A 17,594-nucleotide genomic window follows, 5' to 3' on the forward strand; every position below is an offset into this window, starting at 1 on the left:
TTTTCCGTACTTCGGTGCCTTCGCTTACTTCGGCACGACGGCCAGCATCGCGTCGAGAGAGCGCTTCGCCTTGGCTGCGACCTCCGGATCGACTTCGATCTGCGGCTGCATCGTCTCCAGCGCACGCACCATCTTCTTGACGTTGTGCACCTTCATGTTCGGGCAGACCATGTAGCGGGAAGCAAAATGGAAGTTTTTATCCGGCGATTCCTTCTCGAGCATATAGCGCACGCCTTCTTCAGTAGCGACGATATAGTCTTTGAAGTTCGACTCGCGGCAGTATTTCAAGATGCCGGTCGTCGAGCCGACGTAGTCGCCCAGTGCGACGACTTCCGGGCGGCATTCCGGGTGGACGACGATCGGCGCGTCCGGGTACTCGCGCTTGAGCTCCAGCACCTCTTCCGGGGTGAGCAGGTCATGCGTGTTGCAGTAGCCCTGCCAGATGATCATCTTCTTGTCGGTGTACTGCGAGACGTAGTGGCCGAGGTTTTTGTCGGGCACCCAGATGATCTCGTCAGACTCGACCGATTCGATCACCTTCAGCGCGTTCGACGACGTGCAGCAGATGTCGGTCTCCGCCTTGACCTCGGCCGACGTGTTGACGTAGGCGACGACGGTGGCGTTGGGATGTTCCGCCTTCAGTTTGCGCAGGCCTTCGCCGGTGACCATGTCGGCCATCGGGCAACCGGAGCGCTCGTCCGGCATCAGGACGATCTTGTCGGGATTGAGAATTTTTGCACTTTCTGCCATGAAATGAACGCCGCAGAACAGGATGACGTCTGCGTCGGTGTCTCTTGCTTGTTGGGACAGACCAAAAGAGTCCCCGATATAGTCAGCGACCGCTTGAACCTCGGGACGCATGTAGTAATGCGCGAGGATGATGGCATTGCGTTCTTTTTTGAGCTCTTGCAGGCGTTGCACGTAGTACTCTTGTTGCTCTTTGTTCGGAGCAGGAGTGAGGAGTGTCATCGCACAGAGCCTCCTTATACTGGTATGGGCCACACGTAGCCCCTATTTTCTCTGTCATTCTAACCCTAGAACGGTGTCATGTCAATTTTTCGCATTTTTGTCACACAAGCAAAAACAAGCCGCTTGGGGTACAGATAGTGTCCCCAAACGGCTTGCTTTCTCCCTTAGAAAAGACCGACAATCCTGCCGTCTTCCGTCAGGTCGATCTTCATCGCAGCCGGCTGTTTCGGCAGGCCCGGCATCGTCATGATGTCGCCTGTGATCGCGACGATAAATCCGGCACCGGCCGACAGACGCAGCTCGCGGATCGTGATCGTAAACCCTTCCGGACGGCCCCGCAGGTTCGGGTTGTCGGAGAAGGAGTACGGCGTTTTCGCCATGCAGACCGGCAGTGTGCCGTAGCCCATCTCTTTGAGGCGAGCGAGCATCGTCTTCGCTTTCGGTGCGAAGGTGACGCCGTCGCCGCCGTAGACGTCGCGGACGATGGTGCCGATCTTCTCCTCGATGGAGTCCGATTCGTTGTAGAGGTACATCAGCCCGCCCGGACGGTTTTCCAGCACGTCGAGGACTTTCTCGGCCAGTCCAAGGCCGCCTTCGCCGCCTTTGGTGAACACCTCCGACAGCGCGACCGGCAGCCCGTTTTGCTCACACCAGTCGCGGACGACGGCGATCTCCTCCGCCGTGTCGGTCGGGAACCGGTTGACGGCGACGATGGCCGGGATGTTGAACATCTGGATGTTCTCGACATGTTTGGACAGGTTGGCGAGGCCGCGCTCCACCGCTTCGGCGTTCGGCGTCGCGAGGTCGGATTTTTCCACACCGCCGTGCATTTTCAGCGCGCGAACGGTCGCGACGACGACCGCCGCTTCCGGTTCGAGGCCCGCTTGGCGGCACTTGATGTGGAAAAATTTCTCGGCACCAAGGTCTGCGCCAAATCCAGCTTCCGTCACCACGTAGTCGGCCAGTTTCAACGCCGTCTTCGTCGCGATCACGGAGTTGCAGCCGTGGGCGATGTTGGCGAACGGGCCGCCGTGAACGAGCGCCGGCACGTGTTCCAGCGTCTGCACAAGGTTCGGCTGGATCGCGTCTTTGAGCAGCACGGTCATCGAGCCTTCCGCTCCGAGGTCGGCGACGGTGATCGGCTGTTTGTCGGCGTTGTAACCGATGACGATGCGGCGCAGGCGCTGCTTGAGATCCTGCTCGTCGGCGGCGAGGCAGAGCACCGCCATCACTTCCGACGCGACGGTGATGTCAAAGCGGCTTTCGCGGGGAACGCCGTTGGCGACGCCGCCCATGCCGATCACGACCTGACGCAGGGCGCGGTCGTTGACGTCGAGCACGCGGCCCCACTCGATGCGGCGCACGTCAAAGCCGAGCTGATTGCCTTGATGGATGTGGTTGTCGATCAGGGCGGCGAGCAGGTTGTGCGCCGAGGTGATGGCGTGGAAATCGCCGGTAAAGTGCAGGTTGATGTCTTCCATCGGCACGACCTGCGAATAGCCGCCGCCTGCCGCACCGCCCTTCATGCCAAACGACGGCCCGAGCGACGGTTCGCGCAGGCAGATCATCGCTTTTTTGCCTTTGTCTTGGAGCTGTTTGGCCAGTGCTTGACCCAGTCCCACGGTGGTCGTCGACTTGCCTTCGCCAGCCGGGGTCGGCGAGATCGCCGTGACGAGGATCAGGCGGCCGTTCGGTTTGTCTACGAGACGGCGGCAGACGTCCAGCGAGATCTTGGCTTTGTATTTTCCGTACTGTTCCATGTCGTCCTCAGTCAGGCCGAGCCCCGCTGCGATCTCGCGGATCGGGCGCAGGGTGGCCTGCTGGGCGATCTCAATGTCCGATTTCATCGGTTCTGTTTTCTCTTGTTCCGTGCCGGTTGTCATGTGATGAGTCCCCCTCCATTCCTTCCATTAGCACGTTTGACACCGCACACCCGTTATCCTTCACAGGAGACGATCATCACAGTCAAATTTTCCATCAGATTCACATCGTAGGGCTGCTTCAACTCTTCGCCGTCCGGTGTCTGCAACACGCGCACCGTCGGCCGCTGCGGATGACCGATATGATGCGCGACAACGACGCCCGTCTCGCCGGTGTTGAGCTGGACGGTCATGCCGACCGGATAGATCGAGATCGTCTTGAGGAAGATCTGCACCATCTCCGTTTCAAAATGACTCCCGCACGCCCCGAGCAGAAACTCCAGCGCATGATGCGGCAGGTGCCCTTTGCGGTAGATGCGGTTGGCTGTCAGCGCTTCATAGACGTCGGCCACCGCGGATATCTTGCCGAAGATGTGGATCTCGTCCCCCTTCAGCCCGCGCGGATAGCCTGTCCCGTCGATGCGCTCATGATGCTGGAGCGCGACGTGAGCCGACATCGCCGAGATGTCATCTTGCGCCCGCAACATCTCATAGCCGTACAGAGCATGGTGCTGGATCGCTTGAAACTCTTCGTCCGTTAGTCTGCCCGGTTTGTTCAAAATCTCTTGCGGCACGCGCAATTTCCCCACATCATGCAACAGCGTCCCGACTCCGAGGTCGAGCGACTGCTTTTCGTTCAATCCGTATTCCAAGCCCATCGCCACCGACATGATCGAGACGTTGAGCGAATGGTGATAGAGAAATCCGTCGGTGGTGTAGATATTGGCGAGGTTGATCGCCATGCCCTTCTTGGAGCGCATCTCACCGAGAATCACATCGAACAGATCGCGAATGCGCCGTCCCACCTCCTGTTGTTGAAACTGGCGAGGAAACTTCTCGGCGACCGTCATCTCGCGCATCGTCGTGTGGATTGTCGACAACGCCTGTTGCCGCGTCTCCTGCGAGATCACATCGTCCGGCACCGCGTCTTCGGTGCGTCCGTCTTCTATATATACGGCTGGGATGCCCAGAGCCGTCAGTCGTTGGATGATAAACGGGGTGAGTTCCGCACCCGCGCCCAGCAAAATAACCCCTTTTTCATCGAGCAGCGGTCTGGCCAGACGCGCTCCCTGATTCAGCCGTTGCAAAGATACGTACCGCAACGTACCACCCCACCCTTCAAATACACAATACGACTACTTTATCACAGCTCACTCAACAGGAAAACGCCGAATGCAAAACACCATTTTCTATTTCATAAAAATTGTAATACAAGAAAAGGGCATCTGCCGTTGGTGTGGACCAAACGGCGAGATGCCCTCTTCCTTTATGAAAGTCGAACCGAGTCTATAACCGTTACTCGTCAGAACCTGCGTCTTCATCGGTCGGCTTCGCTTCCGTTGCGGTCGGCGTTGCTTCCGATTGGGAGGCTTCCGGCTTGGAGTCGTCCGCCTTGACGCCGATCTTCACGTCGGGAGCTTTTTTGGTCTCTTCTTCGCCAGTCATGTGACCTGCGCGGACTTTGATCTCCGGCGCGGTACCGTCCGGCATCTTGCCGGTCTCCATCAGCGAATCGATGATCGCTTTGTCGATCGTCTCGCGGTCGAGCAGGACGTTCGCCAGCAGGTCGAGCTGATCGAGGTGGTCGGTCAGCACTTTGCGGGTCGCGTCGTACGACTGGTCGATGATCGCACGCATCTCCTTGTCGATCTCGAGCGCGATCGTGTCGGAGTAGTTCTGCTCATGGCCGATGTCGCGGCCGAGGAAGACCTGGCCGCCTTGACGGTGGCCGTACTGCAGGTTGCCGAGTTTGTCGCTCATGCCGTACTCGGTGACCATGCCGCGGGCGATGTCGGTGACGCGCTGCAGGTCGTTGTGCGCGCCGGTGGAGATCTCGTCAAACGCGATCTCTTCCGCGACGCGTCCGCCGAGCAGACCGGAGATCCGGTCGTACATCTCGGACTTGGTCATGAAGTAGCGGTCTTCCTTCGGGATCATCACCGTGTAGCCGCCAGCCAGACCGCGCGGGACGATGGTGATCTTGTGGACTTCATCAGCGTGCTTGAGGTGGTAGCCGACGACGGCGTGACCCGCCTCGTGGTAGGCGACCAGACGGCGTTCGCGCTCCGAGATCACGCGGCTCTTCTTTTCCGGGCCGGCGATGACGCGGTCGATCGCTTCGTCGATGTCGAGGTCGTCGATCACTTTCTTATTTTGACGGGCTGCGAGCAGCGCCGCTTCGTTCAAGACGTTTTCCAGATCCGCGCCGGTAAAGCCGACGGTGCGCTTTGCAATCGCTTCCAGCGGCACGTCCGGAGAGATCGGTTTGTTCTTGGCATGGACTTTGAGGATCTCTTCACGGCCTTTGACGTCCGGGCGGTTGACCGTGATCTGACGGTCAAAGCGGCCGGGACGCAGCAGCGCCGGGTCGAGGATGTCCGGGCGGTTGGTCGCGGCGATGATGATGATGCCTTCGTTCGCGCCAAATCCGTCCATTTCCACGAGCAGTTGGTTGAGCGTCTGCTCGCGCTCGTCGTGACCGCCGCCGAGCCCTGCGCCGCGATGGCGGCCGACAGCGTCGATCTCGTCGATGAAGATGATGCACGGCGCGTTTTTCTTCGCCGTTTCAAACAGGTCGCGGACGCGGGATGCGCCGACACCGACAAACATCTCGACAAAGTCGGAACCGGAGATCGAGAAGAACGGCACCCCTGCTTCACCGGCGACGGCCCGTGCGAGCAGCGTTTTACCGGTGCCGGGCGGCCCGTTGAGCAGCACGCCTTTCGGAATGCGCGCCCCCAGTGCGGAGAATTTGCGCGGGTCTTTGAGGAACTCAACGACCTCGACGAGCTCGTTTTTCTCCTCGTCTGCGCCTGCCACGTCGTCGAACGTGACCTTCTTTTTCTCTTCGTTGTAGAGCTTTGCCTTCGACTTGCCGAAGTTCATCACCTTCGAACCGCCGCCTTGGGCTTGGTTCATCAGGAAGAAGAACAGAATGAACATCACGATGAACGGAACGATCGAGGTCAGGAACGTGAGCCACACCGAGTCGCGCTGCGGTTCGTTGATCTTGACTTTCGAGTCGAGCAGCTCTTGGTTGAGTTGCTTGGAGAACTCTTCACTGAACAGCGACCGAGAGATAAACTCTTTGTTGTCGGACGTCTTGCCGGTCAGCTTCAAAGTCAGGCCTTCACTGGTCACGAACAACTCGGAGATCTGGTCGGCCTGCACTTTTTGTATGAATTCATTGTAGCTGATCTCGCTCTTTTCCTGTTTTTCACCGGTGATAAAATTGACAATCCCCACGGTGATCAGGAAGATGAGCAGGTAAAATCCAGCGTTGCGGAAAAATCTGTTCATGTCTTACCTCCTCTCGGCACCTTGGCACCGCTTCGCCAGAACTTGCAGCTTACGGTTGATACACTTCCGGTTTCAACACCCCGACGTACGGCAAGTTGCGGTAACGCTCTGCGTAGTCGAGGCCATACCCGACGATAAAGTGGTCCGGCACGGAAAACCCGAGATAGTCTGCGGTGATCTCCGCCTTGCGCCGCTCCGGTTTGTCGAGCAGAGAGACGACCTTTACAGAAGCGGCCTTTCTCTGTTCGAGCAGATTTTTAAGGTAGGAAAGGGTCAAGCCGCTGTCGATGATGTCCTCGACGATCAGGACGTGACGGCCTTCAATGCTCTTGTCGAGGTCCTTCAGGATGCGTACGACCCCGGAGGATTCGGACGACTTGCCATAGCTGGAGACGGCCATGAAGTCGATCTCCACCAGCATGTCGATGCGTTTGACGAGCTCGGCCATGAACAAGCTGGCCCCTTTCAAAATACCGATGACGAGCAGATCCTGACCTTCATAATCGCGCGCGATCTCCGCGCCGATCTCACGGATTCTCGCATCGACCGCCTCTTCAGTAAAGAGAATCTCTTGCACATCTTGATGCATGAATCACGGTACCCCCTAGGAGAGTTCTGTCGCCCGAATCACGAGCGTTCGCGCCGTGCGCGTGGTGACGGTCGCCTGCTGTCCGCGACGGATGCCGACGACCCAGGCGATCTCATCGCCAACGGTCAAAAGCGGCCAAACGGCGCGGCGGTGCTTGGGCACCTTGGCCTCGCCGAGGATGTCGCTGATCCGCCTGCTGCCGTTCATGCCGAACGGACGGACCTTGTCACCTTTCGTCCATGTGCGTATGTATATGCGGGAACCGGACAGATCATCAGCATCGAAATGCGCTTCCCAAGCGTCTTGCGGACGCTGTGGCACACCTTCCGTCACCGTCCACTCGAGCCGGATCGCACTCTCAGAGAGTTCGACCGCTCCGGGCACCGTGACGTCGATCGGTTCCAGCGGTAAAGCTGACAGGTGTGAAGACGACGCTTGTTTCCCGATGTACAGGAGGTCGTATTCACGCCAAGCGGTCAACCCTTCCGGCAAGGAGAGCTGGCTGCCGGGAGAACGGCTGTCCAAAAGCGATTGAACGCTCTCGACATGCGTGTGTTCCCACTGTTTGGTATGTCCGCACAGATAATATAATATTAGTGTAATTACTCGACGTTGTAAAGGAAGCGGCGTTACAGCGAGGCTTTTGGCTTCAATGCGGACGCGGTCTCCTTCCGGCTGTGCGACCCGGTCAAACTCCCGCTGTGCAAGGTCGTTCAGATACGCATCTTCTTCTCTAGCGATGTTCGCCAGTTGTGTCAACGCTGTTTTCACGCCCGGATTGTAGTCGCGGGCCAGTTCTGGCAAGAGGCGTATACGTATCTTATTTCGCAAGTACTTGGTTGATGCATTCGAACTGTCTTCCCGATGCAAAAGCTGCCGTTGACGGGCGTACGTCTCGATCTCGTTCCGCCAGACATCGAGCAGCGGCCGCACGATCTGACAGCCCTGTTCCGTCCGAGCGTACGGGATGCCGCCCAGTCCCTTCGTCGACGTGCCGCGCAAGATCCGCATCAGCACCGTCTCCGCCTGATCGTCCGCATGGTGGGCGGTGGCGATCGTCCGGGCCTGCACCCGCTGCGCCACACCGCTCAGAAACTCATACCGCAGCTCGCGGGCGGCCACCTGCGTGGACAGGCGGTGCTCCTCTGCATGGAGCCTGACGTTTTTTCGATCTGTGCAAAAAGGAATACGTTTCTGCGCACAAAGCGTTTCTACAAATAATGCATCCCGCTCCGACTCTTCCCCGCGCAGTCCGTGATCGAAATGCGCCACGACGATCTCGCCCGGCACCCCGTCCTGCTCGCGAAGCGTCAGCAGCACGTTGAGCAGGACGACCGAATCGAGACCGCCCGACACGGCGACGACCGTCGTCTCGCCTTTCGCGAACAGGTGCTGCTCACGAATGGTTTCGCGTACCCGTTGCTCGATCACTCCGCGCCCTCCCTGTCATCCGCACCAGCGTGCCGCCGAGCAAGAGCCCGGCGGAGATGGCGGCTGCGATCAAGATCGTCTCCGCCCCGCGCACGATGCCAAACATTTCATTGCCCATCACAAACTCGCGCATCGTCGCGTACGCCTTTGACCCCGGCACGAGCGGCACGATGCCGCCGACCACAAACACCGTCACCGGCATCCGCACCCGGCGGGCGAGAAACTCGCTGACCATCGCCACAAACATTCCGCCGATAAACGCCGACGCGACGGACGCCACGCCGAGCCGCGAGACAAACTCCTGCACCAGCCACGCCCCCGTGCCGACCAGCCCGACAAGGACCAGCGCTTTTTTCGGCACCTGATAGAGCACCGCGTAGCAGTAGGTCGCAGCAAATCCGGCGACGGCGAGCAGCAAGTCCCGCCATGTGAAAAACGTCTCATTCATTGGATCACCACCCCGCGCAACGCGACGGTCAGCACCAGCGCGACCGCGACGGCGATCGCAAACGCGGTCAACGCCGCATCGGCCGCCCGCGCCACGCCGGAGAGGAGCTCGCCGGCCATCAGGTCGCGCACCGAGTTGGTGACCGCGACGCCCGGCACCAGCGGGATCACCGCGCCGAGGATCGCCGCTTCCGTATGGGTGGCAAACGAGTATTTGACCCCGATTACCGCCATCACCACGCCGACCAGCGCGGCAAAGAACGTACGCAGAAACGTCGGCATCCGGTCGCCGATCATCCCCCACGCCGAGTTGCTCAGCCAGCCGCAGACCGCGCCGACGAGAAATTCCGGCAGCGAACCGCCAAACAACACCGCGAAAGCCCCCGACGAGACGGCGGCGGCGAGGTGCTGGTAGCGAAGCCGATATGTATAGGGTACGCGGTCGATCCGATTGAGCTCCACCGCCAGATCGGCGAGCGTCACCGTCCCGCTCGCACAGCGGCGGGAGAGGTCGTTGACCTCGTGGACTTTGCTCAGATTGATCGTCGATGTCCCGGTGATCCGCAGCATCCGCGTCTTTTCACGCTCGCTGTCGGCCATCGAGACAAACAGGCCGGTCGGCGTCGCGAAACTGTGAACGGTGCGGCACCCGAACGATTGGCCGATGCGGACGATCGTCTCTTCCACCCGCGACGTTTCCGCGCCGTTTTTCAGCATGACGCTGCCGGCGCGCAGGCACAATTCCAGCACTTGTTCCAGACTGCTCTCATTCATTGTGGGTTCCATCCTTCAGCGACTGTGAGAGTTCTTCTGTTTCAGTTTCGCGTCCCGACCTGTGCATCCCTTCCTCAACGGAAGAGGACAAATTGACAAAATACCAACATCAGCACCAAACCCGATCCGACAACCAGCCAATCGGTCCAATCGCGCGGCTTGCGGCGTACCTTTTCCTTTTGCTCCAGTCGCACGCCAGCCTTGACCAGCGGGAGAAGTTCCTGACGAAAGGCGGAGATCGTCCGAACCCGCCCGTCGAACACGCCTTGGAGCAACCCGCGCCAGTCGGCTAGCCGGGCATCGCTGCTCACCGCCTGCCGCAATCGCGACCCGTTCGGCACGCCGCTCTCCGTCAATGCTTTGCGCAGGTCGGGAGCGAGCAGGGCGATAGCGAGCATGGCGAGGGCAAATACATCATAGTCCTCCTCCGCCATGCGGCTGCCCCGCCCCCACCACGCGCGGTCGTACCATTCCGTATATTCCTTCACCCCGCGCCCAAACGGGGTCACGCCGCCAAAGTCGACCAAGCGGACGGCTCCTCTCGCTTCCTCAACGAGACAATTTTCCGCCTTCAGATCGCCAAACGCATTACCGGTCTCATGCAGCCGCTCTAGATAGGTGCAGAGTTGGAGCAGCAACACCGGTGTCCAGTGCCGGCCGCGCCGATCCAGAAAAGCGGGCAGAGTGGTGCCGCGCACCAACTCCATCACGAGGAAAAACTGCTTTTGACCGCCGACCTGTACATCATCCAGATCAAACACGCGGGGCCCGAGGTCCGCACCCCGGGCCACCTCGGACAACCGCTTCAAGATCTTGTGCTCCAGCGCGAGGCCCGACGAGAGCGGCGCCGCTTTCAACGCCAGCGTCTGCCCGCTGCTGTCGGTGACGCGGTACACCTCGCCGTTCGCGCCCCGTCCGAGCAGTCCTTCCACCGTGTAGCGGCGTTTGTGCCACAGTCCGGTGACCGTCTGGCCAGGCCGAAAGAGCAGATCAGACGACATAGGCGGACATGTCGCCGTCGTGCTCGTCGTGTTTTTGCACAGGGCGCGAAGGGGTATGGCTGCCTGCGATCAACAGCTGCGTCGCCCGTTCAATCGCCGGTCCAGTCGGGGTGCCGCCGCCTGCTCGCAGCGAGTTGGACAGGCCGCTGAGGTCGGGGGCGTGGCTGAACTCCGAGATCACTTGCACATCCTCCCCGTGGGCACCCGGGAACGTGAGGAGCGCCACTTGATGCATCCCTTTGCGCACGTCGAGCCCGATCTGCAGATCGCGAATCGCCTCGCGCACCGTCGGCAGTTTGTCGTGCATCGAGGCGGACGTGTCGACGGCGAGCACGAGATGGAGCGCCGCTTCGTCGCTCATCCGGTCGACCAGCTCCGCGACTTCGCCGCGCTTCTCCGGCGGCAGGCCTTCGCTGTCTGTGCCGACGAGCTGTTTGAGCTCGCGGTTGACCACCTGCTGGATCGTCATCTGCATCGTATGCTGGGTCATCATGTGCATCGTCATCGCCAGCTGTTTGGCGGCGACGATCCGGCTCATGCCGCCGCCGTGTTCGGCGATCGCCTCGACCTCCTGCCGACCCGCCGAACGCAGGTCGCCGCCGTCGACGATCCCGATCACGTTGACCGCGATCCCTTGTTTGCGCGCATACACCGCCGCTTGCACCGGATCGCTGCCTTTATTGGAACATCCGTCGGTGATCAAAAGAATCTGCTTCATCGTCACTTTCTGGAACATCGTGTCACCCCTCCAGTTTCAGCCCACAGGTGGGTCTAGTTACCATCTAGTATCGCCGGGAGCAGAAGTAGATAATCAAGGGGAGACAATTTTAAAGCGTTTTAAGAGGAAACGGAGAATATCGACGATGTGTGATAAAATGACCTCGTAGACGGTCATCTACAACCAAAGAAAAACACCTGCCGCGACTCGTTCCGGCAGGTGTTTTTTCATTTCCTATTTCCCGACCTGTTTCCCATCAATCTCATAGTAATCGATCCCCGACGTTACGCGGTAGCCGTTCGACTCGTACAGGCCGAGCGCGCCTTTGTTCTCCACGGCGACTTCGAGGGCAAACTCCTGATAGCCTTTCGCCGCATAGTCCCGGATCATCCGCGCCAAAAACTCGCGGCCGTAGCCTTTGCCTTGATACTCCGGGATCACGCAAAATCCGTACACCCAGACGACGCCGCCTTCCGAGTGGTCGACGTTCATGCGGCCGATGCGGACACCGTCCACCTCGGCGACGAGCAACGAGTAGCCTTCCTTGCCAAACTTCCGCTCCGTCGCCTCCACCATCGAGTCCAGCGGCAAGCCAAAGCACACATGCGTCATCCGCCCGAGTTCCGGCGCATCTTCCGGCGTCGCCTCCCGAATGAACAGTTTGTCGGTCGCTTCCGGCAGCGGCGCGTCTTTTTCGCGCTCCATTTTATATTCGGAGTTTTTATACGACGCCCCGGTCGACAGCGCCCATGCTTTCCCCGACTGCGATCCTTCCGACACGATCCAGATCAGGTTCAACTCGCCGCGCCGCGCGACCTCTTCCTTCGCCGCCGCATACAACGCCGAGAAGATGCCTTTGCGACGATGATCGGGATGCACCATGCCGCTGATCTCGATCTCCCAGGCATTAAAATGATACAGAGCAAAAAACCCGACCAATCGTCCCGCTTCATAATAAAGAAAATCATCGGTCCGCTCACCCGGCCGCGTCTTCAGCATGTCCCAATTCAATTTCAACTCGATCCCGTCATGCCCCTCGCACAACGTCGCCAACTCCCGGATCAGAGCCACTTCCTCGGCCGACAAAGCCTTTCGTTCCACCACTCCATGAATTGCCACTCCACAAAAACCCCCTTCTTTATTGAAACTGGCGAATCGGCTTCAGCGTCAGCATCAGCGCCGCCATCACCAAGATCACCGTGCCTTCCAAGATCATCGTCGTCAAGCCCCCGATGCGCTCCGCCAGCCAGCCGGCCAGCAGATACCCGAGCGGCATCAGAGCAAACGACCCCAGCATGTCGAGGCTCATCACCCGGCCAAACGCTTCCGCCGGGATCAGCTCTTGCAGGCTGCCTTCCCATACCAGACCGAACAGCATGATCCCCGCTCCGCTCAACGCACTGAGCGCAATCAATCCGGGCAGCCAATCCACCACGCCCATCAAGAGCAGAGCCAACCCGGTCATTCCGGTACCACTATATGCCATTATACCTCTGTTTTTCCAAACGGCGCGACGACCAAATAAAAACGCCATCATCAGCGCCCCAAGCCCTGACGCCGAGATGATCAAGCCGTACGCATACGGCTCCCAGCCCAGATGCACTTTGACCAGCCACGGCAACAGCACGGCGAGCACCCCGCCGGAAAACACATTGACAAAGCCAAAGCAGAGGATCGTCATCCACAGCCACGCGTGTTTGCGGATCTCCCGATAGCCGCCGAGCAGGTCGTCCCGATAGGCGCGAATTCCTCCGGCGCGCTTTTCCTCCGCCCGCACCGTCTTGGGCAGTTTGAGCAGCAGCAGCCCGCCGATCGACGCGAGAAACGTCAGCGAATCAAATCCGAGCCCCACCGTCGCCGTCGTCACCCCGAGCATCAGACCGCCGAGGGACGGCCCGATCAGCTGCGCGACCTGCGAGCTGGACTGGGTGAGCGAATTGGCTGCGTTGCGGATATCGGGCGTGAACACCTGCGCCCGCACCGCGCCGTACGCCGGCAGGAAGATCGCCGAGCACGCCCCCATCACCGCGCCAAACGCATAGAGCATCGGCAAGGTCAGCATGTCGAGCGCACTGAGCACCGTCAACACCCCCATCGCCGCAAACCGCACCACATCGGTGAGGATCATCAGCCGCACCCGGTCGGTGCGGTCGACGAGCAGACCCGCGAACGGGAGCAGGATCACCTGCGGCAACATGATCAGCATCATCATCGTGCCCATCGCCATCGTCGAGGCGGACACTTCGTACACGATCAAAGGCAATAAAAAATGCAGCAGGACGTCGCCAAATCGGGACAACGTCTGCCCCGTCCAAAGCGCAGTAAAGTTTCGCGATACCCGGAGCGGCGCGAAGATTCCCGTGTGCGTCGGTTGCGCCGATTGCACAGGTGCCGAAGCCGAAGCATCCGTTTGCGTATTCATAGATACAATTCTCCTTTTGTGTCATCTATTACTCTTAACAGTTTCCTGCTAACCCGAGCAGAATCCTGCTCCCATCTGTCCGATTCGCACAACAAATTGCGCATCCGCACTCAAAAGCCGTCTCCCGTGTCTGCCTGTCTCAGCGAAGCGCCCCCTCTTCCCGACAGACACAAAAAAGCCGTGCCCCACGCCCGGACACGGCTTTGCCCCCCTGTTTGTGCTCTTCTCTCTCCGTATCCTCTTCTTTACGACAGCGGCACCAAGATCTCGCCGTTCTGCGCCGCTTGGCCTTTTTGCCGTTTCAGCTTCGTCACGCCCGGCAGGCGGATCGTCGCCCATTCCGGCTTGTATTTCTCCACCTTGGCCACCAGCACCGTCATGTCGTCGATGATCTTGCCGTGGTTGATCCTGACAGCCAGCTCCACCAGCATGTCGGCGATCTCCTGCGGATGTTGCGACTGGAACTCCTGGATGCGTTTCGCCAGCCAGCCCTCTTTGTCGTCGGTGTGCTTCGGTGCATCGAAGATGCCGTCCGACATCAGGATCAGCAGGTCGCCTTCCTGCAACTCCTGCTCCACCGTCTGAATGTCGATCTCCTGCAGGATGCCGATCGGCACGTTCTCCCCGGAGATCGTCAGGACTTGTCCGCCCCGCTTGATGAACGACGGCGCCGACCCGATCTTTAAAAATTCCGCTTTCGCCGTGAACATATCGATCAACGCCAGATCGAGCGTCGTGAAGATCTCATCCTTCGACCGCAGCAACAGCACCGAGTTGACCGTCTTGATCGCCAACTGCTCGTCAAACCCGGCTTTCAACAACTGCTGCAACAGCCGGATCGCCGCACTCGACTCCTGCATCGCCCGCTCGCCGTTGCCCATGCCGTCGCTGACCGCCACCGCAAATTTGCCGTTGCCCACATCCAGCGAGGTGAACGAGTCGCCGCAGTGCATCCGCCCGTCCTTCGCCGCGCTGGCCACTCCCGTTTCAATGTTGTACAATTTCGCGCTCGACAGCGTCATCGTCACGCCGTTCTCGTCTTCCCAATGCCGCTTGCCCGACACGACGATGTTCTCGCCGATGATCTCCGACAGTAGCGGCGCGATCAGTTTCTCCCCTTCGTCCGCCGAGCCCGAGCCGGTCGACGTCACTTCGATCTCGACTTTGCCCACGTCGAGCGACACGATGTCCACCGAGCGGATCGACAGCCCCAGGTGCTCCAGCGCCGCCACGATATGCTCCTCATGATCGGCGGAGACGTGATTCTCTTTGCGGATCTCCTGCGCCAGATCGCCCATGATCCCGGAGATCCCGGCCAGTTGGGCGGCGACCATGTCCCGGCTCTCAGCCAGTTGACCTTGCCACTGCATGTCCCGCTTGACCATCTCGACGGCGCGGTGCAGAGCCGGGAGCAGTTGGTCCGTCTTGACGCAAACTTTTTTCAACTCCGGCGGCATGTCGCTCGCTTTGACGTGACCGTCGATGTCGATCAAGGTCACCGTGTCAAACATCGCACGATACGTCTGATAAAAATTTTTATCCCAGCACTGCTCTTTTTTGAAGCAGTTGGCGCAGACTTGCTTGGCCACCGTGTCGAACGTCTGGTTCATCACTTCATCCTGCGGCGCGGACTCCACCGTGCCGGAGATCTGAGAAAAGGTATGAGACAATTCCTGAAAGACGCTCGACACTTCGCGGATGCGCATCGCCATCAACTCGCGGATGCGGCGGGCGTAGTCTTGTTGCGACAGAGAGTGTTGGTGCGTGCCCGGCACATAGCGGGACACCTGATCGACAAAGCTTTTCGGAGTCAGCAGCAGCAGGCCGAACGCCAGCGCCGATTCTTTCAACGCGGTGACCACGCTCGCGTAGTCGCTCACATACACCGTCAGGATCGCCGCCCCGAGGCCAAAGCCGATGCCGACGCCGACTTTTTTCATATCGCGCAGGAGACCGGCGAGCAGACCGGAGAACGCCAGCAGACCGATCTGCGTCGTCGCGACCAAGGAGGCCATCGTCAGGATGATCCCGGTCACCACCCCGACCCCGGCCGCGATGCCCGCACCGCCGATCAGGGCGAACAGCATGATGAGATAGCGGGAGAACACATTTTCAAACGAGATCCCGGCCATCGCCAGCCCGTGAAACCCGGTCAGCACCGACGCCAGCAGGATCACGAGGCAGACGATCTCTTCGTTGCGCAGTTCCTTCACGCCGCGCTGGAAAGTGAAGATCGGCAGCGACTGGATGAAGATCAGCGTCAGCACCATCGCCAGGAACCCGTCGACCACCGCCATCATCAGCGAGTAGGTCGACATGTCGCCGACCGCCGCGTTGCCCGCCATCCGCACACCGGCGTCGACGAGGAAGACCACGAACGGCACCATGTTCAGCGTCAGCGCCTTTTTCTTGGACAGCATCCCGTAGACGATCCGATAGAAGATCAAGGCCGCCGCCAGCACCGGCCAGATCGAGAACAGCCCGTGCGCGGTAAAGGAGCCTGCGATCAGCGAGATGAGCACCGGCTTGGCTGCCGACCGTTTGAGCCGGAGCATCACCGCATAGAAGGCGATGGCGAACGGGGCGAGCTCGCCCAAGATCATCGCCCGCCCGAGGAAGAAGGCCATCAGCACGAGCACAAACGTCCCTTTCCCGGTCAGCCCTGCCCACCAAGCTTGTCCCTTGCCGATCCACGTCAGCGGATTCCACCGCGAACCCCCGAGCGCGGCGTTGCCTCCGCCGTTCGTCGCCATTCTCATTTGCCAGATACGTTTGAACACGTTTTTCCCACCGTCCCGTTTCCGTTTTTTGAATGGTTACAGGATAGCACACGCCTTCTGAATAGTTTGTCAAAACGCGCTCCGCCAACCGGGAAATTTCCGACAGCCCTCGCCTCCGAAAACCCGCGAACGTGCGTCCCCCTTTTTCCGCCACCCCCCGCCGCTTCTGCATTTCGCATCGACCCGCCCCTGCGACAAACCACCGCGAAACGTCGAAGATCCGGGGGCAATTGTCGGAAAGTTTATCCGGGTTCGACACCTGTTTGGAGTATCACGTGCATATCATGAGAAGTTCTCCATAAAAAACACGGCGCGATCCTGGCAGGGAACGCGCCGTGTTTTGCTTTTATTTTCGTCCCAATCTTCCCACGCCGACGAGCAAAAATCCCATACTCGCAGCCCACACGACCCCAGCCAGCCCGATTCGAAGCGAACTGTTTTCCGACAGCATCGCGCCTTGGTCCGCACGGGTGGCCGCCGCCCCTGCGGGTTCGAGCGACAGCGCGATCGCCACTGCGGCGACGCATGTCACGAGATGAGCAAGCACCCAGAGATACCCGCTCCGTCTCCGGCGGCTCCACCCATACAACACGACCAAAGCGGCGAGTCCGAGCACCGTGTAAAAACCGAAGGCCAGCATCGAGAATGTTTCCGCTTCGAATTGAATTTGCATGTGTGATCACCTCCTATAAAAATACGGTATACTAGCAATAATCGACGAGATGAAGGAGAACTCATTCATGCGCAAACCTTGGAACGAATATTTCATGGATCAAGCAGAGATGGTCGCCACCCGCTCCACCTGCGACCGTCTGCATGTCGGCGCTGTCATCGTGCGTGACAAGCGCATCATCTCCACCGGCTACAACGGCTCGGTCTCCGGCGACGTACATTGCCAGGACGTCGGCTGCCACGTGGTCAACGGACACTGCATCCGCACGATCCACGCGGAGTCGAACGCGATCTTGCAGTGCGCCAAGTTCGGCGTGTCCACCGAGGATGCGGCGATCTACGTCACCCATTTCCCCTGCCTGCTCTGCTCCAAGCAGATCATCCAAGCAGGCATCCGCACGATCCACTACAAACACGAATACCGTGCCGATCCCTACGCGATCGAACTGCTCAAACAAGCGCAGATCGAACTGGTCCGGATCGAATCTCCGGAAGAATTGATCGAACTCGACTGATACAGGCACCGGCCCCCCTCCCGCCGCATACCTTTAGACTAACTTGCGACGACGGGG

At 59.7% G+C, this 17,594-nt stretch carries 14 protein-coding genes and 1 pseudogene; 1 reads left to right on the forward strand and 14 read right to left on the reverse strand.

Annotated features, from left to right (window positions below):
• Window positions 1-24 precede the first annotated feature (24 nt).
• The 14 genes from nadA to OS242_RS06495 all read right to left on the reverse strand — a co-directional run bounded on the left by nadA (window position 25) and on the right by OS242_RS06495 (window position 17,023).
• Window positions 25-969, reverse strand: a complete 945-nt coding sequence (gene nadA, locus OS242_RS06430) for a quinolinate synthase NadA (RefSeq protein ID WP_267150829.1) — start codon at window positions 967-969, stop codon at window positions 25-27.
• Window positions 970-1,133: 164 nt separating this feature from the next.
• Complete coding sequence (locus OS242_RS06435) at window positions 1,134-2,852, reverse strand: formate--tetrahydrofolate ligase (protein WP_267150830.1); 1,719 nt, start codon at window positions 2,850-2,852, stop codon at window positions 1,134-1,136.
• A 53-nt stretch (window positions 2,853-2,905) separates the two neighbouring features.
• Window positions 2,906-3,991: an HD-GYP domain-containing protein gene (locus OS242_RS06440; RefSeq protein ID WP_267150831.1), complete on the reverse strand. Its 1,086-nt coding sequence runs from the start codon at window positions 3,989-3,991 to the stop codon at window positions 2,906-2,908.
• A gap of 193 nt (window positions 3,992-4,184) precedes the next feature.
• Entirely contained in the window at window positions 4,185-6,188 is a 2,004-nt protein-coding gene (gene ftsH, locus OS242_RS06445; RefSeq protein WP_267150832.1) for an ATP-dependent zinc metalloprotease FtsH, read from the reverse strand.
• Window positions 6,189-6,237: 49 nt separating this feature from the next.
• Window positions 6,238-6,777, reverse strand: a complete 540-nt coding sequence (gene hpt / locus OS242_RS06450) for a hypoxanthine phosphoribosyltransferase (RefSeq protein WP_267150833.1) — start codon at window positions 6,775-6,777, stop codon at window positions 6,238-6,240.
• Window positions 6,778-6,792: 15 nt separating this feature from the next.
• The gene (tilS, locus tag OS242_RS06455; protein WP_267150834.1) at window positions 6,793-8,208 is read right to left on the reverse strand and encodes a tRNA lysidine(34) synthetase TilS; all 1,416 of its coding nucleotides are present in this window, start codon (window positions 8,206-8,208) and stop codon (window positions 6,793-6,795) included.
• Entirely contained in the window at window positions 8,174-8,656 is a 483-nt protein-coding gene (locus OS242_RS06460) for a threonine/serine exporter family protein (protein WP_267150835.1), read from the reverse strand. Before OS242_RS06460 ends, tilS begins: the two co-directional genes overlap by 35 nt.
• Window positions 8,653-9,429, reverse strand: coding sequence for a threonine/serine exporter family protein (locus OS242_RS06465; protein ID WP_267150836.1), 777 nt, complete (start codon window positions 9,427-9,429; stop codon window positions 8,653-8,655). The genes OS242_RS06460 and OS242_RS06465 overlap by 4 nt, the downstream gene beginning before the upstream one ends.
• 74 nt (window positions 9,430-9,503) lie before the next feature.
• On the reverse strand, window positions 9,504-10,430 hold the full coding sequence (locus OS242_RS06470) for a protein kinase domain-containing protein (protein ID WP_267150837.1): 927 nt from the start codon (window positions 10,428-10,430) through the stop codon (window positions 9,504-9,506).
• Entirely contained in the window at window positions 10,420-11,166 is a 747-nt protein-coding gene (locus OS242_RS06475) for a VWA domain-containing protein (protein ID WP_267150838.1), read from the reverse strand. Before OS242_RS06475 ends, OS242_RS06470 begins: the two co-directional genes overlap by 11 nt.
• A 216-nt stretch (window positions 11,167-11,382) precedes the next feature.
• Window positions 11,383-12,267, reverse strand: coding sequence for a GNAT family N-acetyltransferase (locus tag OS242_RS06480; protein ID WP_267150839.1), 885 nt, complete (start codon window positions 12,265-12,267; stop codon window positions 11,383-11,385).
• 19 nt (window positions 12,268-12,286) lie between these two features.
• Window positions 12,287-13,570, reverse strand: coding sequence for an MFS transporter (locus tag OS242_RS06485; RefSeq protein WP_267150840.1), 1,284 nt, complete (start codon window positions 13,568-13,570; stop codon window positions 12,287-12,289).
• Window positions 13,571-13,815: 245 nt separating this feature from the next.
• Window positions 13,816-16,350 (reverse strand): stage II sporulation protein E, encoded by a 2,535-nt coding sequence (spoIIE, locus tag OS242_RS06490; RefSeq protein WP_267150841.1) that lies wholly within the window; start codon window positions 16,348-16,350, stop codon window positions 13,816-13,818.
• A 346-nt stretch (window positions 16,351-16,696) separates the two neighbouring features.
• Window positions 16,697-17,023, reverse strand: coding sequence for a hypothetical protein (locus OS242_RS06495; RefSeq protein WP_267150842.1), 327 nt, complete (start codon window positions 17,021-17,023; stop codon window positions 16,697-16,699).
• 67 nt (window positions 17,024-17,090) lie between these two features.
• On the opposite strand from OS242_RS06495, the pseudogene OS242_RS06500 reads away from it, so the two are divergent.
• Window positions 17,091-17,531: pseudogene (locus OS242_RS06500) on the forward strand (ComE operon protein 2); the annotation flags it as partial.
• Between the last annotated feature and the right edge of the window lie 63 nt (window positions 17,532-17,594).

The organism is Tumebacillus lacus (assembly GCF_026410385.1).
GTDB lineage: Bacteria > Bacillota > Bacilli > Tumebacillales > Tumebacillaceae > Tumebacillus > Tumebacillus lacus.